Source organism: Undibacterium sp. Di26W (assembly GCF_049340265.1).
Lineage (GTDB): Bacteria > Pseudomonadota > Gammaproteobacteria > Burkholderiales > Burkholderiaceae_D > Undibacterium.
The window spans coordinates 66,300-85,172 of the sequence record NZ_JBMPOR010000029.1 but is presented as its reverse complement, the minus strand read 5'-3'; the positions used below and the strand labels follow the sequence as shown (position 1 = coordinate 85,172).

Below are 18,873 nucleotides of genomic sequence, written 5' to 3'. Positions count from 1 at the left end.
CTGCAACCAGTGTGAAAGTAGGTTATTGTCAGGCTTGTATCCAGAAACCCCCGCTAGAGCAATTTAGCGGGGGTTTCGCTTTGCGCGAACGGAAAATACACGCGCAACACCAGATCAAAAACAACACCAACACCAACATCAACTTCAAGACCTCTCAACACAGAGACACAGAGGAGGCACAGAGGGCACTGAGAAAGGCAAGAACAGCAAAAACAGGAGAACTTCTCTGCTTTTACTCTGGGGCTCGGCCTTCGGGGTATCAACCAACGACGCTGCTGCGCCAGCATGGTAGCCTTCAGCCTGGCTAGAGCGACGGACTTAAAATCAAATCATCCGATTCTCTTGCCTTTCTCGGTGAACCTCTGTGTCTCCGTGTCTCTGTGGTGAGCGGTCTTGCTTTTACGATTCAACAGGCAATAAAAAAGGAGCCTGAGCTCCTTTTTTATTCTACTGCGAGTGGTGCAAAGACCTTAAAACGCGTACCCAGCCTTCAGTACCGCAAAATTCACACCTGGATTTGGATGTTTGACACCGCCGTTTGAATAATGCTGGATCTTGAAGCTCAGGTCCCAGCCTTCTTTGGTCAAATAGCCAACGCCGATATGGTCGCCAAACTGGAAATTGGTGGAAAAATGGCGGCTATTGTTGTCATAAATTTCTGACAGCATATGCAGGCCTATGCCGGCTTCGCCATAAAAACCCTTTTTGCTGTCATTTTGAAAGCGAAATACAGGGGTAATGCCGATATCGGTCAGATTTTGTGTTGCCCCACTCTTACCTTGAAAACTGTTGCCCTGCCATTGCGCCAGGGTAGCATCCCAATAGCCGCCAACGTGGGTGCCGTTTGACGAGAACCATTGATTGTCCCAGTTGGATTGCAGGCCGGCGCGCAACATTTTGGTTTTGTTGCCGGTCGCAAATTCCAGTGAGGCTGAATCCAGGGCAAATACGGAAGAACTGGCACACACAGCAGTCACTGCGATGGCGAATAAAGAAGTAATACGCAGGCGCATATAATTGGCTTTCAGGTGAAAATAAGAAATCAGACAAACATCAGAATCGCTATTGTAGCAATGTCTGGCAACATGGTCTTAGGATGCTGCGATTACAATTCAGATCTGCAAAAAAGTAGAAGGAAACCAAGGTGAAACCAGTGCTTGAAACAAAGATAGTCTTTCTTGGCATAGGCTTGATGGGCAAGCCCATGGCGCGGCGACTGCTGGCCGCAGCTTACCCTGTCACAGTGTGGAACCGGACTTATGCCAAGGCGGCGGCTTTGGAACCGGACGGGGCAAAGGTGGCGGCGACGGCGCTGGAAGCAGTACAGCAGTCTGGTGCCGGGGTCATCATTACCATGCTGGAAGATGGCAATGCTGTTGCCGAAGTTATACAAGACATTTTGCCGGCATTGCGGGCAGGCAGTACCGTAATCGACATGAGTTCGATACAACAGGCCCAGGCGCAGGTCTTGCACGCGCAATTGCAGGCGCACGGACATCAGTTCATGGATGCGCCCGTATCGGGTGGTGTCATCGGTGCCGAAGCAGGTACGCTGGCGATTATGGCAGGGGCTGAAATGGCGGTCTATCAGCAGATGGAAGCCATCCTCGCTACAATGGGCAAACCTATGCGTGTCGGTGGACCAGGTACCGGGCAACTGGCAAAGTTATGTAACCAGTTGATCGTCGGTGGCACCATCAATATCGTGGCCGAAGCCTTGCTGCTGGCACAGGCGGGCGGAGCCGATCCGGCTGCAGTACGGCATGCCTTGCGCGGCGGTTTTGCTGAGAGCAGGATATTGGAAGTGCACGGACAACGTATGCTGGACCGCACTTTCATGCCCGGTGGCCAGGTAAAGAGCCAGGCCAAGGATATGGAAAATATCTTGTTGGCGGCGCAGGATGCAGGGGTCAGCTTACCAATCACCAGCCTGGTAAGTGAGGTGTATCGCGGTTTGTTGCAAACTTATCCGCATGCAGATCATTCAGCCGCGTTGCTGGCGTTGGAACAACATAACCCTGGTAAGCGGCTTGGCGAGCAGCCGGATGTGTTACCCGATTAAGTGATCATCAAAGCGAGCACTGATAGCGCAAAAAACACTGGTTTTGTATCCCTTGCGATGCTGCCGACAGGACTACGATGTCAGGGCAGGCAATGGCTACAGCAGGGTAAATAGAAACCGATAGCAACCGTTTAAACAGGAATGAATATGAGCAGCAATATCGTCAGGGCCGTATGCCCACATGATTGTCCCGATACCTGTGCTTTGCACGTCACCGTTGAAGATGGTGTTGCCACTGCGGTCAAAGGCGACCCGGATCATCCTACGACGGCCGGGGTGTTATGCACCAAGGTGTCGCGCTATACCGAACGCACCTACCACCCTGACCGCTTGCTGTATCCGCAAAAGCGCATAGGTAAAAAAGGCGAAGGCAAGTTCGCCCGCATTAGTTGGGCTGAAGCGATTGCGATTATTGCAGAGAAGCTTAAACCAATGGCGGCCAGCAAGCCACTGGCCATTCTGCCCTACAGTTACGCCGGTACCATGGGTTTGGTGCAGGGCGAAAGTATGGCGCAGCGTTTTTTCCACAAGCTGGGGGCATCCTTTCTGGATCGCACCATCTGTGCCACTGCGGGTGGCGCTGGTTACAAGTACACCGTGGGTACCCGTATCGGTACGGATATTGAACAGACGCAAAATGCCAAACTGATTGTGATCTGGGGTGGCAATCCAATTGCGTCCAATCTGCATTTCTGGATGCGCGTGCAGGAAGCCAAGCGCAAAGGGGCCAGGCTGATCGCGATTGACCCTTATCGGTCATTGACAGCCGAAAAATGCCATCAACATATCGCCTTGCTACCAGGGACGGATTCAGCCCTGGCGCTGGGTCTCATGCATGTGCTGATCAGGGATGATTTGCTGGATCATGCGTATATCAAAGACCACACTCTGGGCTTTGAACAACTACGTGAGCGGGCAGCAGAATGGACGCCAGAGCGGGTCGCTGCTACCTGCGGCATTACCGCTGAAGAGGTCAACCAACTGGCGCGCGAATATGGTGAATGTGGACAACGCGGCGAAGCCAGCATGATACGCATGAACTACGGTGTGCAGCGGGTGCACGGTGGTGGCATGGCCGTCCGGAATATTTGCTGCCTGCCCGCACTGACCGGTGCCTGGCGTCATGCAGCCGGCGGCGCGCAACTGTCGTTGTCGGATGCTTTTCCGAAAAATACGGCAGTATTGCAAAGGCCAGATTTGTTCCCGCAGGATTCACCACGCCGCACCATCAACATGAGCACCATAGGCGATGATTTACTGCGTGAAACCTCGGCAGACTTTGGCCCCAAAATCGAGGCCGTGATCGTGTATAACGCCAACCCCGTTGCCGTTGCACCAGAGTCGGCTAAGGTCATGCAGGGTTTTGCGCGTGACGACCTGTTCACGGTCGTGCTTGAGCATTTTCAGACGGATACAGCAGATTATGCCGACATCCTGTTACCTGCTACCACACAGCTGGAACATGTAGACATACATAGTACTTACGGACACCTGTATATGATGGCAAACAACGCAGCGATCGCGCCCTTGGGAGAAGCCAGGCCGAATACCGAAATTTTCCGTATGCTGGCCAAAGCCATGCACTTGACTGACGCTTGCTTCACCGACAGTGATGATGACATTGCTGCCCAGGCCTTCAATAAACAGCACGCGCACGCCGTGCATTTTGACTGGGCTTCGTTGAAGAAGACCGGCTGGTCGAAACTGAAATTGCCGGATGCACCGTTTGCCAATGGCGGCTTTGGTACACCGTCTGGAAAATGCGAGTTTTATAGTGCCAGCATGGCTGCAGCCGGGCTAGATCCTTTACCGGCCTACGTTGCACCGTATGAATCCCTGGCCAGCAATCCTGAACTGGCAGCACGCTTTCCCCTGGCAATGATTTCGCCACCGGCAAGAAATTTCCTGAACTCGACTTTCGTCAATGTACAAAGCCTGCGTGATACGGAAGGTCAGCCGCATCTTGATATGCATCCTCAGGATGCGGCACAACGTCACATAGTCCATGGTGATCGCCTGCGGATTTTTAACGACCGTGGCAGTTTCGAGGCAGTGGCACGTGTGACGGATAAAGCCAGGCCGGGTCTGGTGGTTGGCTTGTCTATCTGGTGGAAAAAACTGGCCAGCGATCACAAGAACGCCAATGAAGTGACCAGCCAGCGTTTGACCGACATGGGCGGTGGCCCGACCTTTTATGACACGCTGGTCGAAGTGGAGAAGTGCGCATAGCTGAGTGATGCTTGTTGGTAACTATAATGGATGCCGTATTTCCAGACATTTTTTAACGGTGAAATCTGGCCATCTGCCTTTGTCCTGAATCAAAAACAGGCTGAATTGTGTACTGAAAAATTGATGCAATGCGACATATTCCTAGAGTATGTTTTCAGGTCTCGTCTAAAACACTTGCCATGCCAGAACTTAGCCGATAGCATCAAGCGAGAACTGGAATCAAATTCCGGCAATGCCCTGTTTGCCTATGCTGCAGTGCTTTCACAAGCGCGATGCCAAGGCAGGGCCTTGGGACACAAATACAACAACAATCATTAGAGACGAGGAAAATATGGATAAATTTTGGCTGAAATCCTATCCGGCAGGTGTACCGGCGGAAATTGACGTGAATCAGTACCAGTCACTGGTACAAATGATGGAAGAAGCCTTCCAGAAATTTGCAGCACGTGATGCCTATGCCTGCATGGGCAAGCGCATGACTTATGGGGAACTTGATACCCTGTCCAAAAAAGTCGGTGGATGGCTGCAAAGCAAGGGCCTGAAAAAAGGTGCACGCGTCGCCATCATGATGCCGAATGTCTTGCAATATCCCGTAGTCATGGCTGCCATATTGCGTGCTGGTTATACCGTAGTTAACGTCAATCCTCTCTACACACCACGTGAACTGGAACACCAGCTCAAGGATTCTGGTGCCGAAGCCATCTTCATCCTGGAAAATTTTGCCACCACGCTGGAACATGTATTAAGCAAGACCGCAATCAAGCATATCGTCGTTGCCAGCATGGGTGATATGCTGGGCGGCATGAAAGGTATGATCGTCAATTTCGTGGTGCGCCATATCAAGAAAATGGTGCCGGCATTTTCTCTGCCTTCGGCGATACGCTTTAACCAGATGGCATCAGAAGCTGAACGTGTGAATTTTACGCCAGTAAGCACAACGCACGATGATATTGCGTTCCTGCAGTACACCGGTGGTACTACCGGTGTATCCAAAGGGGCGACCTTGTCACACAAAAATGTGGTTGCCAATGTATTGCAAAACGATGCCTGGCTAGCACCCAGTATGTCTGGTCATACCGATGAACAGAAAGTGATAGTCTGCGCTTTGCCGCTGTATCACATCTTTGCCCTGACCGTATGCAGCCTGCTGGGTACGCGCGTCGGTGCCATGAATCTGCTGATCCCCAATCCGCGCGATATCCCCGGTTTCATCAAGGAATTGCGCAATTACAGGGTTAATATTTTCCCTGCAGTGAATACCCTGTATAACGGTTTGTTGAACAATCCCGAATTTGCGACGCTGGATTTTTCCGGTTTTGAAATTTGCAGTGGTGGTGGCATGGCAGTGCAAAAAGCCGTTGCCGACAAATGGCTGCAGGTGACGGGCTGTGCCATTGCTGAAGGTTACGGCTTGTCTGAAACATCGCCAGTCGCGACGGCCAATCCTGCCAATACCAAGGATTTTTCCGGCACCATAGGCTTACCTATTCCCTCCACCGAAATTGCTATCCTGGATGACGACGGTAACCCTGTTCCTTTGGGTACCGCAGGTGAAATCGCCATCCGCGGGCCACAGGTGATGGTGGGCTACTGGAACCGTCCAGATGAAACAGCCAAGGTCATGACAGCGGATGGCTTCTTTAAAACGGGTGACATAGGCAAGATGGATGAGACAGGTTATACCAAGATCGTCGATCGCAAGAAAGACATGATTCTGGTGTCCGGTTTCAACGTGTATCCAAATGAAATTGAAGAAGTCATCGTCATGCATCCTGGGGTACTGGAATGCGCTTGTATCGGCGTACCCGATGCCAATTCCGGCGAGGCAGTAAAACTGTTTGTGGTCCGCAAGGACCCGTCCCTGACAGTAGATCAGCTTATGGATTATTGTAAGGAACAGTTTACGGCTTACAAAAAACCCAAGTACATCGAGTTCCGCATGGATTTGCCAAAGACGAATGTGGGAAAAATCCTGCGACGCGAACTGCGGGATGAAAAGAAGGCATAAGTAAATAAGGCAGATGGCGCGGATGCTGAGCCGCGCTCATGAAAAAAGGAAGGCTGGCAATGTGCCACCTTCCTTTTTCATTTACAGTACCCAGCAAGAATACATGCCTGGTTCAGGTAATGCTGAGACCAGTTCTGCCGTCATCCACAAAAAAACTGCTGAGTGTGGCAATGCCGGAATCAGCCTTGGTGACGTCATCCAGGCCAAGAAAATGCGTAAGCATCCTGGTTTGCGAAATCTCCATCAGCATGAAACCCCGCTTGTCGCTGCGACCATATTTGATGTGCGGATTTTGCGCCACATACTGATCCGTCCGTTCTTGCGGACGAGAACTGGATGTCACAGACGTACCACAAAATTCTGTTGCCAGTATGGGATTGGATGGTGATGATTTGCTGTAAAAATCGCGCTTCAGATTAGCAGCATAAAAGGTGTGGACATCACCGGAAATAACCACAGGATTGGCTGGTTTGTGCTTCTGGATATCATCAAACAGGCGTTGGCGGGCAACGGGGTAGCCATCCCAGCCATCGGTCCAGAATTTGCCATCGCCTTCTTGTGCGACCGCGGTCTGGCTTGATTGCGCCAGCAGTGTTTGTTGGGCCAGGATATTCCACTTGGCAGTGGAACTGGCGAAGCCACGACCCAGCCATTTTTCCTGTTCCTGGCCCAGCATGGTGCGATTGGGGTCCATGCGTTCACTGCATTCCGCATTCGTTACCGAATTGGAACCACCGTGTCCTGGTTTGGGGCAGGCATGGTGCGACCGGTATTGCCGGTCATCCAGCACATGGAAGCGTGCCAGCCTGCCCCAGTCATAACGGTCATAGATGCGCATATTGCTGAAACGCTCGGCTTCATTGACCGATGCATGCAGGCGTACCGGCATGTGTTCATAAAATGCCTGGTAAGCAGCGGCCCGACGCAAGAGAAAATTCACGTCCAGCCGTTCGTCACGGTCATTCCCATAATCATTGCTGACTTCATGGTCATCCCAGGTGACTATCCATGGCGCGACATGATGTGCTGCCTGCAATTGCGGGTCGGTTTTATACTGGGCATAACGGCTGCGATAATCTGCCAGCGTGAAACTCTCCTGCTCGCGTTTACGCGGCTTGCCCGGGTGCCGCGTATCATACGGCCCCCATTCATAAATATAGTCTCCCAGAAAAGCAATCAGGTCCGGATTGGCGGCAGCAATATGGCGGTGCGCTGCATATTCACCAAATTCCCAGTGCTGGCAAGATGCAACCGCCAGGCGCAGGTTGCCAACGACCGCATCCAGTGCCGGTGCCGTGCGGGTGCGTGCAACCGGGCTGACTGCATCGCCCAACATAAAGCGATACCAGTACCAGCGATCCGGCTGCAAGCCGGTCACATCGACGTGTACGCTATGTGCCAGTTCCGGCAGGGCGTGTGCTTCACCTTTATTGACGATGCGCCGGAAATTATCATCTTCAGCAATTTCCCAGCGTAGTTTATAGACGATGGCCGGCAGCGCCTGTGCATTCAGGGGATCGGGCAGCAAGCGCGTCCACAAGACCACACTGTCTGCACGTGGTGACCCGGACGCGACACCCAGGCTGAACGGATACACCGTGCTGCGCTCGGCAGCAAAGCTGGGGAATGCCTGCGCCATTGCGGCCAGGGTGGTGAATTGCAAAGACTGCTGTAAAAACAGACGACGTGACAGCTTCATGAACAATCAACCTACCTTGGCAATATCGTCCAGTGGTGGAATCTGCCGTGGTTTCCTGTCATTGCCGGTCGCGACATAGGTGAGTGTGGCTTCCGTCACCTTGACGGTGCTGGCTTGCAGGCGATTACGTTCGGCGTACACTTCCACCGAGACAGTAATCGAGGTGTTACCTACTTTGACCACTTCGGCGTAGAAGGACAACAGGTCACCAACAAATACCGGCTGCTTGAACAGGAAAGAGTTGACCGCAATCGTGGCAACCCTGCCATTCGCACGGCGGGCAGCAGGGATGGCACCGGCAATATCGACCTGGGACATGATCCAGCCACCAAAAACGTCACCATGCACATTCGCATCGGCGGGCATGGGCATGACCCGCAGGGTCGGCATATGGGATGGAAGTCCCGATTGAGTATGTTCTGTCATGGTTTTGCCTGAAAAATAAGAGTAATGAGATAGTGATTGAGGGGTGTCAAATCTTAAACCAATTTTCACACAGTCTGATCAAAGCAAGTGGCTTGCCAGATACCAGTTTGCTGAAATATCGACCATTACTTTTCATTTTTAAGCATTGTTGACACATATGCTGCTGGCGGCGTGGTTCAGCAGATTGTTTTCATGTAAAAAAGACAGCAAAATAGCGTGATTTCTTTAAACGACGAGAGAAAAAGTGCCAAAATTGAACATCTTGAAAACCGCAACTGCCCTATCTACAGACAGATGCTGCGTGTAGAGGGCAAAGCCGGCAAGAGGCGTTGCTGGGCCGGCCCGTAAGTAAAATCGTTTATGCCCTATAATTTTCAATGGCCGCAACGTTGATAAAACTGCCTGCTATCTGATGCACTCTTTTATCCACACCAAGATCTGCACCCTTAGCGGCATTCTCAGCGGCACTCTTAACTGTCCTGTTTGCAACACCATTTTTTACATTTAAAGCGAGAACCCCTTCCATGCGACGCAGAGAAACCATCCGTAGCTCAAGCTTGCCAGCCACACCTTCCACTGCGGCCGCCAGCGACAGTAAGCGCGACGATTGGGCCACCGTCAAGACGCTGTTGCCTTATCTATGGGCCTACAAGTGGCGGGTGTTGCTGGCACTGTCTTTTCTGGTTGCTGCCAAACTGGCGAATGTCGGCGTACCCATGGTCTTGAAAAACCTGGTGGATAGCATGACAGTCAGCCCCACCCATCCAGCCATGATCATGGTGCTGCCGGTCAGTTTGCTGATTGCTTATGGTGCCTTGCGCTTGTCGACGACGCTGTTTACTGAATTGCGTGAATTTGTATTTGCCAAAGTCACGCAAAGGGCAGTGCGTACCATCGCCTTGCAAGTGTTCAGGCACCTGCACGCCTTGTCACTACGCTTTCACCTGAACCGGCAAACTGGTGGCGTGACGCGTGACATAGAACGTGGCACGCGCGCGATTTCCTCGCTGGTTTCGTATGCACTGTTCAGCATCGTGCCAACCTTGCTGGAAATCGGCCTGGTGCTGATTTACCTGAGTACGCATTATGACAAATGGTTTAGCATCATCACCGCGACCGCCCTGGTGACCTATATTATTTTCACGATTACGGTGACGGAATGGCGTACGCATTTCCGTCGCACCATGAACGAACTTGATTCCAAGGCACATACCAAGGCCATCGATTCGTTGTTGAATTATGAAACAGTCAAATATTTCGGCAATGAAGAATACGAAGCCCAGCGTTACGACGTAGGCTTGCAGAGCTTTGAAACCGCGGCAGTGAAATCACAAAGCAGTCTGTTCCTGTTGAATACAGGGCAATCCATGATCATCGCAACGGCGGTGACCCTGATCTTGTGGCGTGCTACCCAGGGGGTGATTGACGGCAGTATGAGTCTGGGCGACCTGGTGCTGGTAAATGCCTTCATGATACAGCTGTATATTCCCCTGAATTTCCTCGGTGTGTTGTACCGGGAAATCAAGCAAAGCCTGGCTGATATGGAAAGACTGTTTTCCCTCCTGGACCAGAACCGCGAAGTGGCTGATTCCAGCACTGCCAAAGCCTTGCAGATACAACATAAAAATGGGGCGGAAATTCGCTTCGCTCACGTCAATTTCAACTACGAAGAAAAGCGGCAGATTTTGTTTGATGTGGACTTCAGCATCGCTGCCGGTACGACCACGGCAGTGGTCGGCCACAGTGGTTCTGGCAAGTCTACCCTGTCGCGGCTCTTGTTCCGTTTTTACGATATTCAATCAGGCAGGATCGCTATTGATGGACAAGATTTGCGCGACCTGACCCAGGCATCGGTCAGGGCTGCGATTGGTATCGTGCCGCAAGACACAGTCTTGTTCAATGATACGATTGAATACAATATCGCCTATGGCAAGCCGGGGTCCAGCAAGGAAGAAATTATTGCCGTTGCCAAGGCTGCTTATATCCATGAATTTATCGAGACCCTGCCGGACGGATACGACACCATGGTTGGTGAGCGTGGCCTGAAATTATCCGGTGGCGAAAAACAGCGGGTAGCCATTGCCCGTACCCTGTTGAAGAATCCATCCATCATGATTTTTGATGAAGCGACATCGGCGCTGGATTCGCATGCCGAGCAATTGATACAGGCGCAATTGAAAGACATCGCCCGCAATCGTACCAGCCTGGTGATCGCGCACCGCCTGTCCACCATCGTTGATGCCGAGCAGATACTGGTGATGGACAAAGGTCGTATTATCGAGCGTGGCACCCATGCGCAATTGCTGGAACTGCAAGCTGCGTATGCGCGCATGTGGGAACGTCAGCAAAGCAAGAAGACAGAAGTAGCCGAAGACGATGATGAAGCGGATGAAATTGAACTGGTGAGCGCATAAGCATGGAAACAAAATGGTTGGAAGATTTTGTCTCACTGGCAGAGACCAATAGTTTCAGTCGGTCTGCCGAATTGCGCCATGTGACGCAGCCAGCGTTTTCGCGCCGCATACAATCGCTGGAAGCCTGGCTGGGCAGTGACCTGATCGACCGCACTTCGTATCCTACCCGTTTGACACATGCCGGTGAAGTGTTTTATGAGCAGGCCATCGCCATGCTGGGGCAGATCAATAATGCGCGCGCCCTGTTGCGCGGCAAACGCACGACTACACAAACCACCGTGGATTTTGCGGTTCCACATACCCTGTCGCTGACCTATGTGCCGCGCTGGCTGACAGGGCTGGAAGCGGCGTTTGGCGAAATCAACAGCCGCCTGCTGGCGCTGAATGTTCATGATGCCGTCATGACGCTGGTGGAGGGGGGTTGCGACCTGCTGCTGTGCTATCACCATCCGCGCCAGCCCTTGCTGCTCGATAGCAGTCAGTACGACATGATCAGCATGGGAACCGAAGCCCTGCGTGCCTATATCCGTTGTGATAAACACGGTGTGCCGGAATTGCTGTTGCCGGGTACAGCGCAGTCACCATTGCCGTTTCTGGCCTATGCTAATAACGCCTACCTGGGACGCATGGTTGATCTGATTCTGAATGACACGAGACAGCCTTTGCATCTGGAAAAATGCTATGAAACCGATATGGCAGAAGGCTTGAAGATGATGGCACTGGAGGGCCGTGGCATGGCGTTTTTACCAGAGTCGGCAGTCACGCGTGAAGTCAAGCAAAAGCAGTTGGCGCGTGCAGACAATGGCAGTGGTGCATGGGAAGTGAATATGGAAATTCGCCTGTACCGCGAGCGCCCCTCAATCCAGAGGCCTGGCAAGATGATAGTGTCCAGATTGTGGGAGTATCTGGAGCAATTGCAAATTGCGGAAAAACTGGAAAGCAGCAAGCACGGGAAGTCACGCCGACGTCGTGAAGAACATTGAATAGGTTGGAGTCGATGCTCCCACTTTAACTTTATTCGCGATACCTCTCTTAACTATTGCCTTAGCAATAGCCTGAATTTTTACATTACTGAATACGATGATTGTTTTATTTATCTTGCTGGCGTTGCTGGCTCTCAATATCTTTTGCATATACCGTATCAAGCGCGCTCTTGAACCGAGTTTTCAGCGAACGATGCTATTGATCAGTGTCTGGGTCATGCCATTTATTGGAGGGCTTTTTGCTTTGGTAGGCTTACCCAAGGCAGCACATCAAAGCAGACCACTTCCCACTGAAAAGTTATCGGCCGGATTTATTTATGAAGAGATACCCGACCTCATCAGTTTGCCAGGGGTGACTCCGTTTAATCTAATTGAGCATATCACTTTCCAGGCCGATATCCCCGTCATGAACTGGGCGGTTTTTCATGCATGGCTGGCGACTATCAACGATGCCGGACTAAAGCGCGACGCACGTCTGCAGGGGCAACGCGCATGGCTGGCTTATGTCAAAGAGGGGATAGGTTCACATTGCTATATGTATGAAAGCGAGAAGACTTTGATTGTCTCGTCATCGGAGCCAAATGTCATTGAGGCCGGTGCCAGATTTATTGAAAAAAATCATGCGCGCATTGCTAAGTTACTGCCTGGAGTCGCACAATTTCCACCTGATATGAAGAGCATTTTGTTGGTGCTCGACAATGAGGATATGTACTATCAGTATGTATCGGTATATTACCCTGAGGGAGGGGAATTTGCAGTCAGCGGTGGGATGTTTATCGATGCAGGCTGCCCGCATTTTGTCACGGTCCTTTCGGATTTATTGATGATAGAACCTGTGATCACGCATGAAATGACGCACAGCGCCTTGAACTATTTGAAATTGCCGCTATGGTTGGATGAGGGAATTGCTGTAAATGTAGAATTTCAGCTCAGTCCATTTCTGCAAGGTGCGAATAGCGAAAAAAATTTGTATGCCAGGCATTTGCAATTCTGGGATGCTGACAGGATTCAAGAGTTTTGGTCTGGTGCCTCATTTTCACGTAGTGGGGAAAGCAATACTTTATCCTATGACCTGGCACGCATCCTCGTGAAGAATCTGAGCCAGGATTGGCAGACGTTTGCCCGCTTTGTCACCGCCGCCAAAAAAGAAGATGCAGGTAGCCGTGCTGCACTTGAGATTCTAGATCTCGATCTGGGAGTAGGTGTTTGCGCTTTATTCGATGCACAGTGGGAGTCTTCCTGGTCTCCACACATCCAGGCGGAAAGTGTTGCTGGCGCTGCTTGAATATATTTTTCGGCGTCAATCAATACTCTAAATAGAGGCTGTAAAGCTGGGATAAGCTGAAATATAAAAGATTTTCAGAGTTGTAAAAATATCACATATCATGCAACTATTTCCGTGGTTATGCATTTCATGCATAGATTCATGCAAACAAAGCATTGGCTGATTTCAGAATGAAAAGACTATGATGCGTCTGCTTTCGGTGCCGGGGAATGACCGGGCTGAATGAAAAGATTCGCAAAACCAGTTCAACCATTTCAAGAGGCCATACCATGTCCATCCAGCACCAGATACCGTCTTATCTTACCCCGACTGAGACCGGTCCTTGGTCAGTTTACCTTGAGCAAATTGATCGTGTCACACCTTACCTGGGACACCTGTCCCGCTGGGTAGAAACCCTGAAACGTCCGAAGCGCATCCTGGTTGTGGATGTGCCTATCGAGCGTGATGACGGTTCGATTTCCCACTTTGAAGGTTATCGTGTACAGCACAATACGTCCCGTGGTCCTGGTAAGGGTGGTGTGCGTTTCCATCAGGATGTGACGCTGTCAGAAGTGATGGCCTTGTCTGCCTGGATGACCATCAAGAACTCTGCCGTGAACGTACCTTACGGTGGTGCCAAAGGCGGTATCCGCGTTGATCCAAAAACGCTGTCACGTGGCGAACTGATGCGCATGACACGCCGTTATACGTCAGAAATCGGCATCATCATTGGCCCGGACAAGGATATCCCGGCACCGGACGTCAACACCAATGAACAAACCATGGCGTGGATGATGGATACCTATTCCATGAATGAAGGCCGCACTGCCACTGGTGTGGTGACTGGCAAACCTATTTCTCTGGGCGGCAGTCTGGGGCGTCGTGAAGCGACTGGCCGAGGTGTGTTCGTTGTGGGCCGCGAAGCGGCTGCCAAACGCGGCATGAGCATTGCCGGTGCAAAAATTGCCGTGCAGGGTTTTGGTAACGTCGGTGGCATTGCGGCGCGTCTGTTTGCTGAAGCCGGTGCCAAAATCGTTGCCGTGCAAGACCATGGTGGCACCATTTTCCATTCAAATGGCATGGATGTGAACAAGCTGCTGGAGCACGTCGCAGCCAAAGGCAGCGTGGCCGGTTTTGAAGGCATAGAAGCGGTGTTGCCGAATGAAGAATTCTGGGCGGTCAATTGCGATATCATGATCCCGGCAGCGCTGGAACAGCAAATCACAGTCAGGAATGCCGACCAGATCCGCGCCAAAATCATACTCGAAGGCGCGAATGGCCCGACTACACCGGAAGCGGACGATATCTTGCGTGACAAGGGCGTGCTGGTGGTACCAGACGTGATTGCCAATGCCGGTGGTGTGACCGTATCTTATTTTGAATGGGTACAGGACTTCTCCAGCTATTTCTGGTCAGAAGATGAGATCAACCAGCGCCTGACCCGCATCATGAAGGAAGCCTTCAATTCGGTCTGGCAGGTAACGGAAGACAAGAAAGTATCACTGCGTACAGCAGCATTTATTATCGGATGTTCCCGGGTATTACAGGCACGCGAAGTTCGTGGACTTTACCCGTAAGCAGGAATTGTAAAAAACTATCCATCACCTATGCTATATAGGTGGTGGATATTGTCGTTTCTGGAGCCGGATTTTCTGACTGCGATTGCAGGCACATGGGTCGGTGCATGGTGGGATTGATGGAATGAGTGGAACGGTGAGTACGTGTTTACCACAATCAGTCTCATCATGAAGCGGTCACTTTGCACGAATATTCTTTTGCGAATGCAAAAAGAGGCTAATGGAAGTTCCGGTGGAACAATATTTGCATGTATATCTGAATGTTTGAGCAAGTATTAATTGCAAAAAATACCGAATAATATTTTGTTGATTGTGAAATTTTCTGTTGAAGAATATTGATCTTTGTCATTACCATCCTGAATTGGGTTCAAAGGGGGTCGCATGAAAGTTTTAAATTGGATAGCGAGAGCCAGTTTGCCTTGTGCACTGGTTTTGTGCTCCCCGCTTTCATCGGCTGCGGATACCCTGGCGCATATCAAAGAGACGCAAACAGTGACGATTGCTCACCGTGAAGCGTCTTTTCCATTTTCTTACTATAACGATGATAAAAAACCGGTAGGGTATTCACTCGACATTTGCCTGAAATTGGTGGAAGCCTTAAAAAAGGAATTGAAGTTGCCGCAGTTGAACGTGGCCTATCTGGCGGTTACGCCCAGTACCCGTATCCCTGCCATAGTCGATGGCAAGGCGGACCTGGAATGTGGTTCCACCACCAATAATGCCGAACGTCGCAAGCAGGTCAGCTTTACCATCCCGCATTTTTTTGCGACGGCACGCATGATAGTCAGAGTAGATTCCGGCATCAAGAACTGGACTGACCTGAAAGATAAAAGAGTCGTGACGACCAAGGGCACCACCACGGTCAAATTGCTGCATGACCGCGACAAGGTGCGTGGTCTGGGCTTGAAGCTGCTGGAAGGTAACGATCATAACGAATCCTTTGGCATGGTCGAGAACCAGCAAGCGGATGCCTTCACCATGGATGACGTATTGCTGTATGGCTTGCGGGCCAATAGCAAGGATCCTGCCAAATTTGTCGTGGTAGGCGATCCGCTGTCCACGGAACCTTATGCCGTTATGTTGCGCAAGGACGATCCTGCTTTCAAATCCTTGATTGACCGCGAAATGGGGCGTTTGATGAATGAAGGAGAAATCAACAAACTGTATGACAAGTGGTTTCGCAAGCCTGTACCCCCAAAAGGGGCAAATTTGAATATGCCTATGGGCTTTTTGTTGCGGGATAACATACGTTTTCCTTCAGACAAGGTGGCGGATTAAGGTTCTGGCACATGGTTTGCATGTGTTTTGGTATGGGGCTTGCAACAAAGAAAGATGGAAGGTGTGGCTAGTCTTGTTTTTGCAGTAGCCGAATAAGTAGTAATACGTATTAAGTCAGGTAAAAAAAAGCGATAAGTAAGCTGAGGGTTTTGTTAAACTCAAAGCGATGAATTTTTTGATTTAACTTTCTGGAGACAGTATGAAATTTTCGAAATTGTTGGGCGCGCTGATTGGAGCAGGTTTGATCGCTGGTGCTGCACAGGCGCAAGAAACCGGAACCCTGAAAAAAATCAAGGACACAGGCTCCATTACTATTGGTGTACGTGATTCTTCCATTCCATTCTCTTACCTTGATGACAAACAGTCCTATCAAGGCTATTCCATCGATCTGTGTCTGAAGGTTGTGACTTCAATTCAAAAGCAATTGGGTCTGGGTGCCCTGAGCGTCAAAATGAATCCGGTGACTTCTGCGACCCGTATCCCCCTGATGGCGAATGGTACGATCGATCTGGAGTGCGGCTCCACTACCAACAACGTTGAGCGTCAGAAACAGGTATCGTTTGCACCGACCACATTTGTGACGGCGAATCGTATTCTGTCCAAAAAAACGTCTGGCATCAAAGTTTTGGCAGATCTGAAAGGCAAGACAGTTGTTTCCACTTCCGGTACATCCAATCTGAAGCAATTGACGACACTGAATGTTGACCAGAATCTGGGCATGAATATTCTGCCAGCCAAAGATCATGCGGAAGCCTTCCTGATGGTAGAAACTGGCCGTGCCGTTGCTTTCGTCATGGATGACATCCTGTTGGCATCGCTGGCAGCCAATTCCAAGTCACCGGCTGACTATGAAGTCAGCAAGGAAGCGCTGTCGGTTGAGCCATACGGCATCATGATGCGCAAGGATGACGCTGCTTTCAAGAAAGCAGTTGATACAGCGGTCAGCAATGTGCTGACTTCTGGCGATGTGAACCGTATTTATTACAAATGGTTCCAGCAACCGATTCCACCAAAAGGTATCAATCTGAACATACCTATGTCTGAGCAGCTCAAGGCTGTTGTGGCAAAGCCAACTGATTCTGGCGAACCATCTGCTTATGCAGCGGTACCGGAAGCGCAAAAAGCTGTGCTGAAAAAGAAAAAATAAAATAGCAGCAGGGCTATAAGAACCTGATTGCGATCTGTAGCGAGCGTGCGTCAGCGGGGTAAGGGCAACATTCAGGGCAAAAAGCGCAGCGCAAAAAGCGGAATGTACTTCTGGTACATGAGTATTTTGAGCAGCGCATGAGCCCCGCTTAGACTCTGATTGCGCACGCGCTTAAGATCGTAAACAGGTTTTAAGAAGGAAAAGAGCAGATCAAAACGGGGGGATAGTCTCCTCCCGTTTTATTTTGCAAGGTCCGTCGTCGATATCTGGTGACGCACGAAGCTTTGGGGAGATCACATGAATTATCAATGGAATTGGAATATTTATTGGGAGGATGCGCTTGACGGCGGCGGCACGTATTTTGATACCCTGATCTGGGGCGTCAAAGTGACGCTGGCGCTGGCCATGCTGGCATGGATCATTGCCCTGGTACTGGGCTCTGTCATCGGCACGATGCGCACAACGCAAAACAAATGGCTTGTCCGTTTCTCGAACGGATATATTGAGCTGTTTCGCAACATCCCCTTATTGGTGCAAATGTTCATCTGGTATTTTGTTGTACCAGAATTGGTACCCGACGCCCTGGGTATGTGGATGAAGAATTTACCGAACGTGTCGTTTTACACTGCTGTCATCAGCCTGGGTTTGTTTACTTCGGCGCGTGTGGCTGTCCAGGTGTCGACCGGCATCAATGCTTTGCCACGCGGGCAAAGAATGGCGGGTACGGCGTTGGGTCTGACCCAAATCCAGACGTATAGGTATGTCTTGCTGCCTATGGCCTTTCGCATCATTACACCTTCGTTGACGAATGAAGTTGCGGCGATTATCAAAAACAGCTCGGTCGCATCCACGATCACCGTGCTTGAATTGATGTCGCGTACACGTTCAATGAATGAATTCACGTATAAAACGTTTGAAGCATTTACAGCCGCAACGCTGATTTACCTGTTCGTTTCTGTCGCTGCGATCATGTTGTCAAATTTCCTTGAGCGCAAACTGGCTGTGCCAGGCTTCATTACTGGCGGTGCAGCAAAGGGAGGGCGTTAAGATGTTTAATAATTTTGACTTCGAAGTTATCCAGCGTACCTGGTGGAATCTGATTACCGAAGGCCTGCTGTTCACACTTGAACTGACGGTATTGGCGATGGTCGGCGGTATCATCCTCGGTACTTTGCTGGCGATGATGCGTTTGTCCAGTAATCGCTTTGTTTCTCTTGCCGCTTCTGGTTATGTAAATCTGGTGCGTTCAGTCCCCCTGCTGCTGGTGATATTCTGGTTTTATTTTCTTGTGCCGTATATCGGGGCATGGATTATCGGTTCTCCCGAGCCGGTCAAGGTTGGGCCGTTAATGTCTTGCCTGATTACTTTCGTCATGTTTGAAGCGGCGTATTATTGCGAAATCATGCGTTCGGGAATCCAGTCCATTCCGCGTGGCCAGGTATGGGCCGGTAATGCCATGGGGATGAATTATTTCCAGACCATGCGACATATCGTCTTGCCGCAGGCATTCAGGAATATGTTGCCGATTCTTTTGACGCAGACCATCGTTTTGTACCAGGACGTTTCACTCGTCTCCGTATTGTCGATCAAGGATTTTGTCGGCTCTGCGACGGTGGTTGCGAATAATAATGGCCGCCCTGTTGAGATCAACCTGTTCGTCGGTGTGGTGTATTTTGTCACCTGCTTTGCGTTGTCGACACTGGTCAAGAAACTGAACCAAAAGATAGCGATCATTCGCTGACCTCGTTTGGTGGCAGATTGAAGCGATAAGAAAGCTAAAAAGTAT

The 18,873-nt window shown here is 50.7% G+C and carries 16 protein-coding genes; 12 read left to right on the top strand and 4 right to left on the bottom strand.

Features of this window, described 5'->3' with window-relative positions; genetic code table 11:
• Nucleotides 1-308 (top strand): hypothetical protein (locus ACO0LM_RS25610; protein ID WP_423041252.1); only part of this gene is annotated, 308 nt, incomplete at its 5' end.
• A gap of 162 nt (nt 309-470) precedes the next feature.
• On the opposite strand, the gene ACO0LM_RS25605 is transcribed toward ACO0LM_RS25610, so the two are convergent.
• Complete coding sequence (locus tag ACO0LM_RS25605; protein WP_423041250.1) at nt 471-1,013, bottom strand: acyloxyacyl hydrolase; 543 nt, start codon at nt 1,011-1,013, stop codon at nt 471-473.
• Nucleotides 1,014-1,144: 131 nt separating this feature from the next.
• Here ACO0LM_RS25605 and ACO0LM_RS25600 point away from each other — a divergent pair, with 131 nt between their 5' ends.
• The 3 genes from ACO0LM_RS25600 to ACO0LM_RS25590 all read left to right on the top strand — a co-directional run bounded on the left by ACO0LM_RS25600 (nt 1,145) and on the right by ACO0LM_RS25590 (nt 6,299).
• Nucleotides 1,145-2,062 (top strand): NAD(P)-dependent oxidoreductase, encoded by a 918-nt coding sequence (locus tag ACO0LM_RS25600; protein ID WP_423041248.1) that lies wholly within the window; start codon nt 1,145-1,147, stop codon nt 2,060-2,062.
• Between the two features lie 147 nt (nt 2,063-2,209).
• Nucleotides 2,210-4,291 (top strand): molybdopterin-containing oxidoreductase family protein, encoded by a 2,082-nt coding sequence (locus tag ACO0LM_RS25595; protein WP_423041246.1) that lies wholly within the window; start codon nt 2,210-2,212, stop codon nt 4,289-4,291.
• A 331-nt stretch (nt 4,292-4,622) separates the two neighbouring features.
• Nucleotides 4,623-6,299 carry a long-chain-fatty-acid--CoA ligase gene (locus ACO0LM_RS25590; protein WP_423041244.1) on the top strand — a complete coding sequence of 559 codons (1,677 nt, stop codon included), beginning with the start codon at nt 4,623-4,625 and terminating at the stop codon, nt 6,297-6,299.
• A gap of 112 nt (nt 6,300-6,411) precedes the next feature.
• Here the strand turns inward: ACO0LM_RS25590 and ACO0LM_RS25585 are convergent, their stop codons facing one another.
• The 3 genes from ACO0LM_RS25585 to ACO0LM_RS25575 form a co-directional block, all read right to left on the bottom strand.
• Complete coding sequence (locus tag ACO0LM_RS25585; protein ID WP_423041242.1) at nt 6,412-7,998, bottom strand: alkaline phosphatase D family protein; 1,587 nt, start codon at nt 7,996-7,998, stop codon at nt 6,412-6,414.
• A 6-nt stretch (nt 7,999-8,004) separates the two neighbouring features.
• Nucleotides 8,005-8,424 carry an acyl-CoA thioesterase gene (locus tag ACO0LM_RS25580; RefSeq protein ID WP_423041240.1) on the bottom strand — a complete coding sequence of 140 codons (420 nt, stop codon included), beginning with the start codon at nt 8,422-8,424 and terminating at the stop codon, nt 8,005-8,007.
• Between the two features lie 358 nt (nt 8,425-8,782).
• A complete protein-coding gene (locus tag ACO0LM_RS25575) occupies nt 8,783-8,968 on the bottom strand; it encodes a hypothetical protein (RefSeq protein WP_423041238.1) in 186 nt (61 codons plus the stop codon).
• Here ACO0LM_RS25575 and ACO0LM_RS25570 point away from each other — a divergent pair.
• The 8 genes from ACO0LM_RS25570 to ACO0LM_RS25535 all read left to right on the top strand — a co-directional run bounded on the left by ACO0LM_RS25570 (nt 8,949) and on the right by ACO0LM_RS25535 (nt 18,828).
• Nucleotides 8,949-10,838 carry an ABCB family ABC transporter ATP-binding protein/permease gene (locus ACO0LM_RS25570; RefSeq protein ID WP_423041236.1) on the top strand — a complete coding sequence of 630 codons (1,890 nt, stop codon included), beginning with the start codon at nt 8,949-8,951 and terminating at the stop codon, nt 10,836-10,838. The two genes, ACO0LM_RS25575 and ACO0LM_RS25570, sit on opposite strands and share 20 nt — an antisense overlap.
• 2 nt (nt 10,839-10,840) lie before the next feature.
• The gene (locus ACO0LM_RS25565) at nt 10,841-11,821 is read left to right on the top strand and encodes a LysR family transcriptional regulator (RefSeq protein WP_423041234.1); all 981 of its coding nucleotides are present in this window, start codon (nt 10,841-10,843) and stop codon (nt 11,819-11,821) included.
• A 97-nt stretch (nt 11,822-11,918) separates the two neighbouring features.
• Entirely contained in the window at nt 11,919-13,106 is a 1,188-nt protein-coding gene (locus tag ACO0LM_RS25560; RefSeq protein ID WP_423041232.1) for a hypothetical protein, read from the top strand.
• Between the two features lie 269 nt (nt 13,107-13,375).
• Nucleotides 13,376-14,662 carry a Glu/Leu/Phe/Val family dehydrogenase gene (locus tag ACO0LM_RS25555; protein WP_423041230.1) on the top strand — a complete coding sequence of 429 codons (1,287 nt, stop codon included), beginning with the start codon at nt 13,376-13,378 and terminating at the stop codon, nt 14,660-14,662.
• 381 nt (nt 14,663-15,043) lie between these two features.
• Nucleotides 15,044-15,940: an amino acid ABC transporter substrate-binding protein gene (locus ACO0LM_RS25550; RefSeq protein ID WP_423041228.1), complete on the top strand. Its 897-nt coding sequence runs from the start codon at nt 15,044-15,046 to the stop codon at nt 15,938-15,940.
• A gap of 199 nt (nt 15,941-16,139) precedes the next feature.
• On the top strand, nt 16,140-17,087 hold the full coding sequence (locus ACO0LM_RS25545) for a transporter substrate-binding domain-containing protein (protein WP_423041226.1): 948 nt from the start codon (nt 16,140-16,142) through the stop codon (nt 17,085-17,087).
• A 297-nt stretch (nt 17,088-17,384) separates the two neighbouring features.
• On the top strand, nt 17,385-18,134 hold the full coding sequence (locus ACO0LM_RS25540) for an amino acid ABC transporter permease (protein ID WP_423041224.1): 750 nt from the start codon (nt 17,385-17,387) through the stop codon (nt 18,132-18,134).
• Nucleotide 18,135: 1 nt separating this feature from the next.
• Entirely contained in the window at nt 18,136-18,828 is a 693-nt protein-coding gene (locus ACO0LM_RS25535) for an amino acid ABC transporter permease (RefSeq protein ID WP_423041222.1), read from the top strand.
• Nucleotides 18,829-18,873: the final 45 nt, after the last annotated feature.

Coding starts and splice junctions, on each gene's coding strand:
- ACO0LM_RS25605 (WP_423041250.1), bottom strand. CDS start 1,013: ATGCGCCTGCGTATTACTTCTTTATTCGCCATCGCAGTGACTGCTGTG.
- ACO0LM_RS25595 (WP_423041246.1), top strand. CDS start 2,210: ATGAGCAGCAATATCGTCAGGGCCGTATGCCCACATGATTGTCCCGAT.
- ACO0LM_RS25590 (WP_423041244.1), top strand. CDS start 4,623: ATGGATAAATTTTGGCTGAAATCCTATCCGGCAGGTGTACCGGCGGAA.
- ACO0LM_RS25585 (WP_423041242.1), bottom strand. CDS start 7,998: ATGAAGCTGTCACGTCGTCTGTTTTTACAGCAGTCTTTGCAATTCACC.
- ACO0LM_RS25580 (WP_423041240.1), bottom strand. CDS start 8,424: ATGACAGAACATACTCAATCGGGACTTCCATCCCATATGCCGACCCTG.
- ACO0LM_RS25570 (WP_423041236.1), top strand. CDS start 8,949: ATGCGACGCAGAGAAACCATCCGTAGCTCAAGCTTGCCAGCCACACCT.
- ACO0LM_RS25575 (WP_423041238.1), bottom strand. CDS start 8,968: ATGGTTTCTCTGCGTCGCATGGAAGGGGTTCTCGCTTTAAATGTAAAA.
- ACO0LM_RS25565 (WP_423041234.1), top strand. CDS start 10,841: ATGGAAACAAAATGGTTGGAAGATTTTGTCTCACTGGCAGAGACCAAT.
- ACO0LM_RS25560 (WP_423041232.1), top strand. CDS start 11,919: ATGATTGTTTTATTTATCTTGCTGGCGTTGCTGGCTCTCAATATCTTT.
- ACO0LM_RS25555 (WP_423041230.1), top strand. CDS start 13,376: ATGTCCATCCAGCACCAGATACCGTCTTATCTTACCCCGACTGAGACC.
- ACO0LM_RS25550 (WP_423041228.1), top strand. CDS start 15,044: ATGAAAGTTTTAAATTGGATAGCGAGAGCCAGTTTGCCTTGTGCACTG.
- ACO0LM_RS25545 (WP_423041226.1), top strand. CDS start 16,140: ATGAAATTTTCGAAATTGTTGGGCGCGCTGATTGGAGCAGGTTTGATC.
- ACO0LM_RS25540 (WP_423041224.1), top strand. CDS start 17,385: ATGAATTATCAATGGAATTGGAATATTTATTGGGAGGATGCGCTTGAC.
- ACO0LM_RS25535 (WP_423041222.1), top strand. CDS start 18,136: ATGTTTAATAATTTTGACTTCGAAGTTATCCAGCGTACCTGGTGGAAT.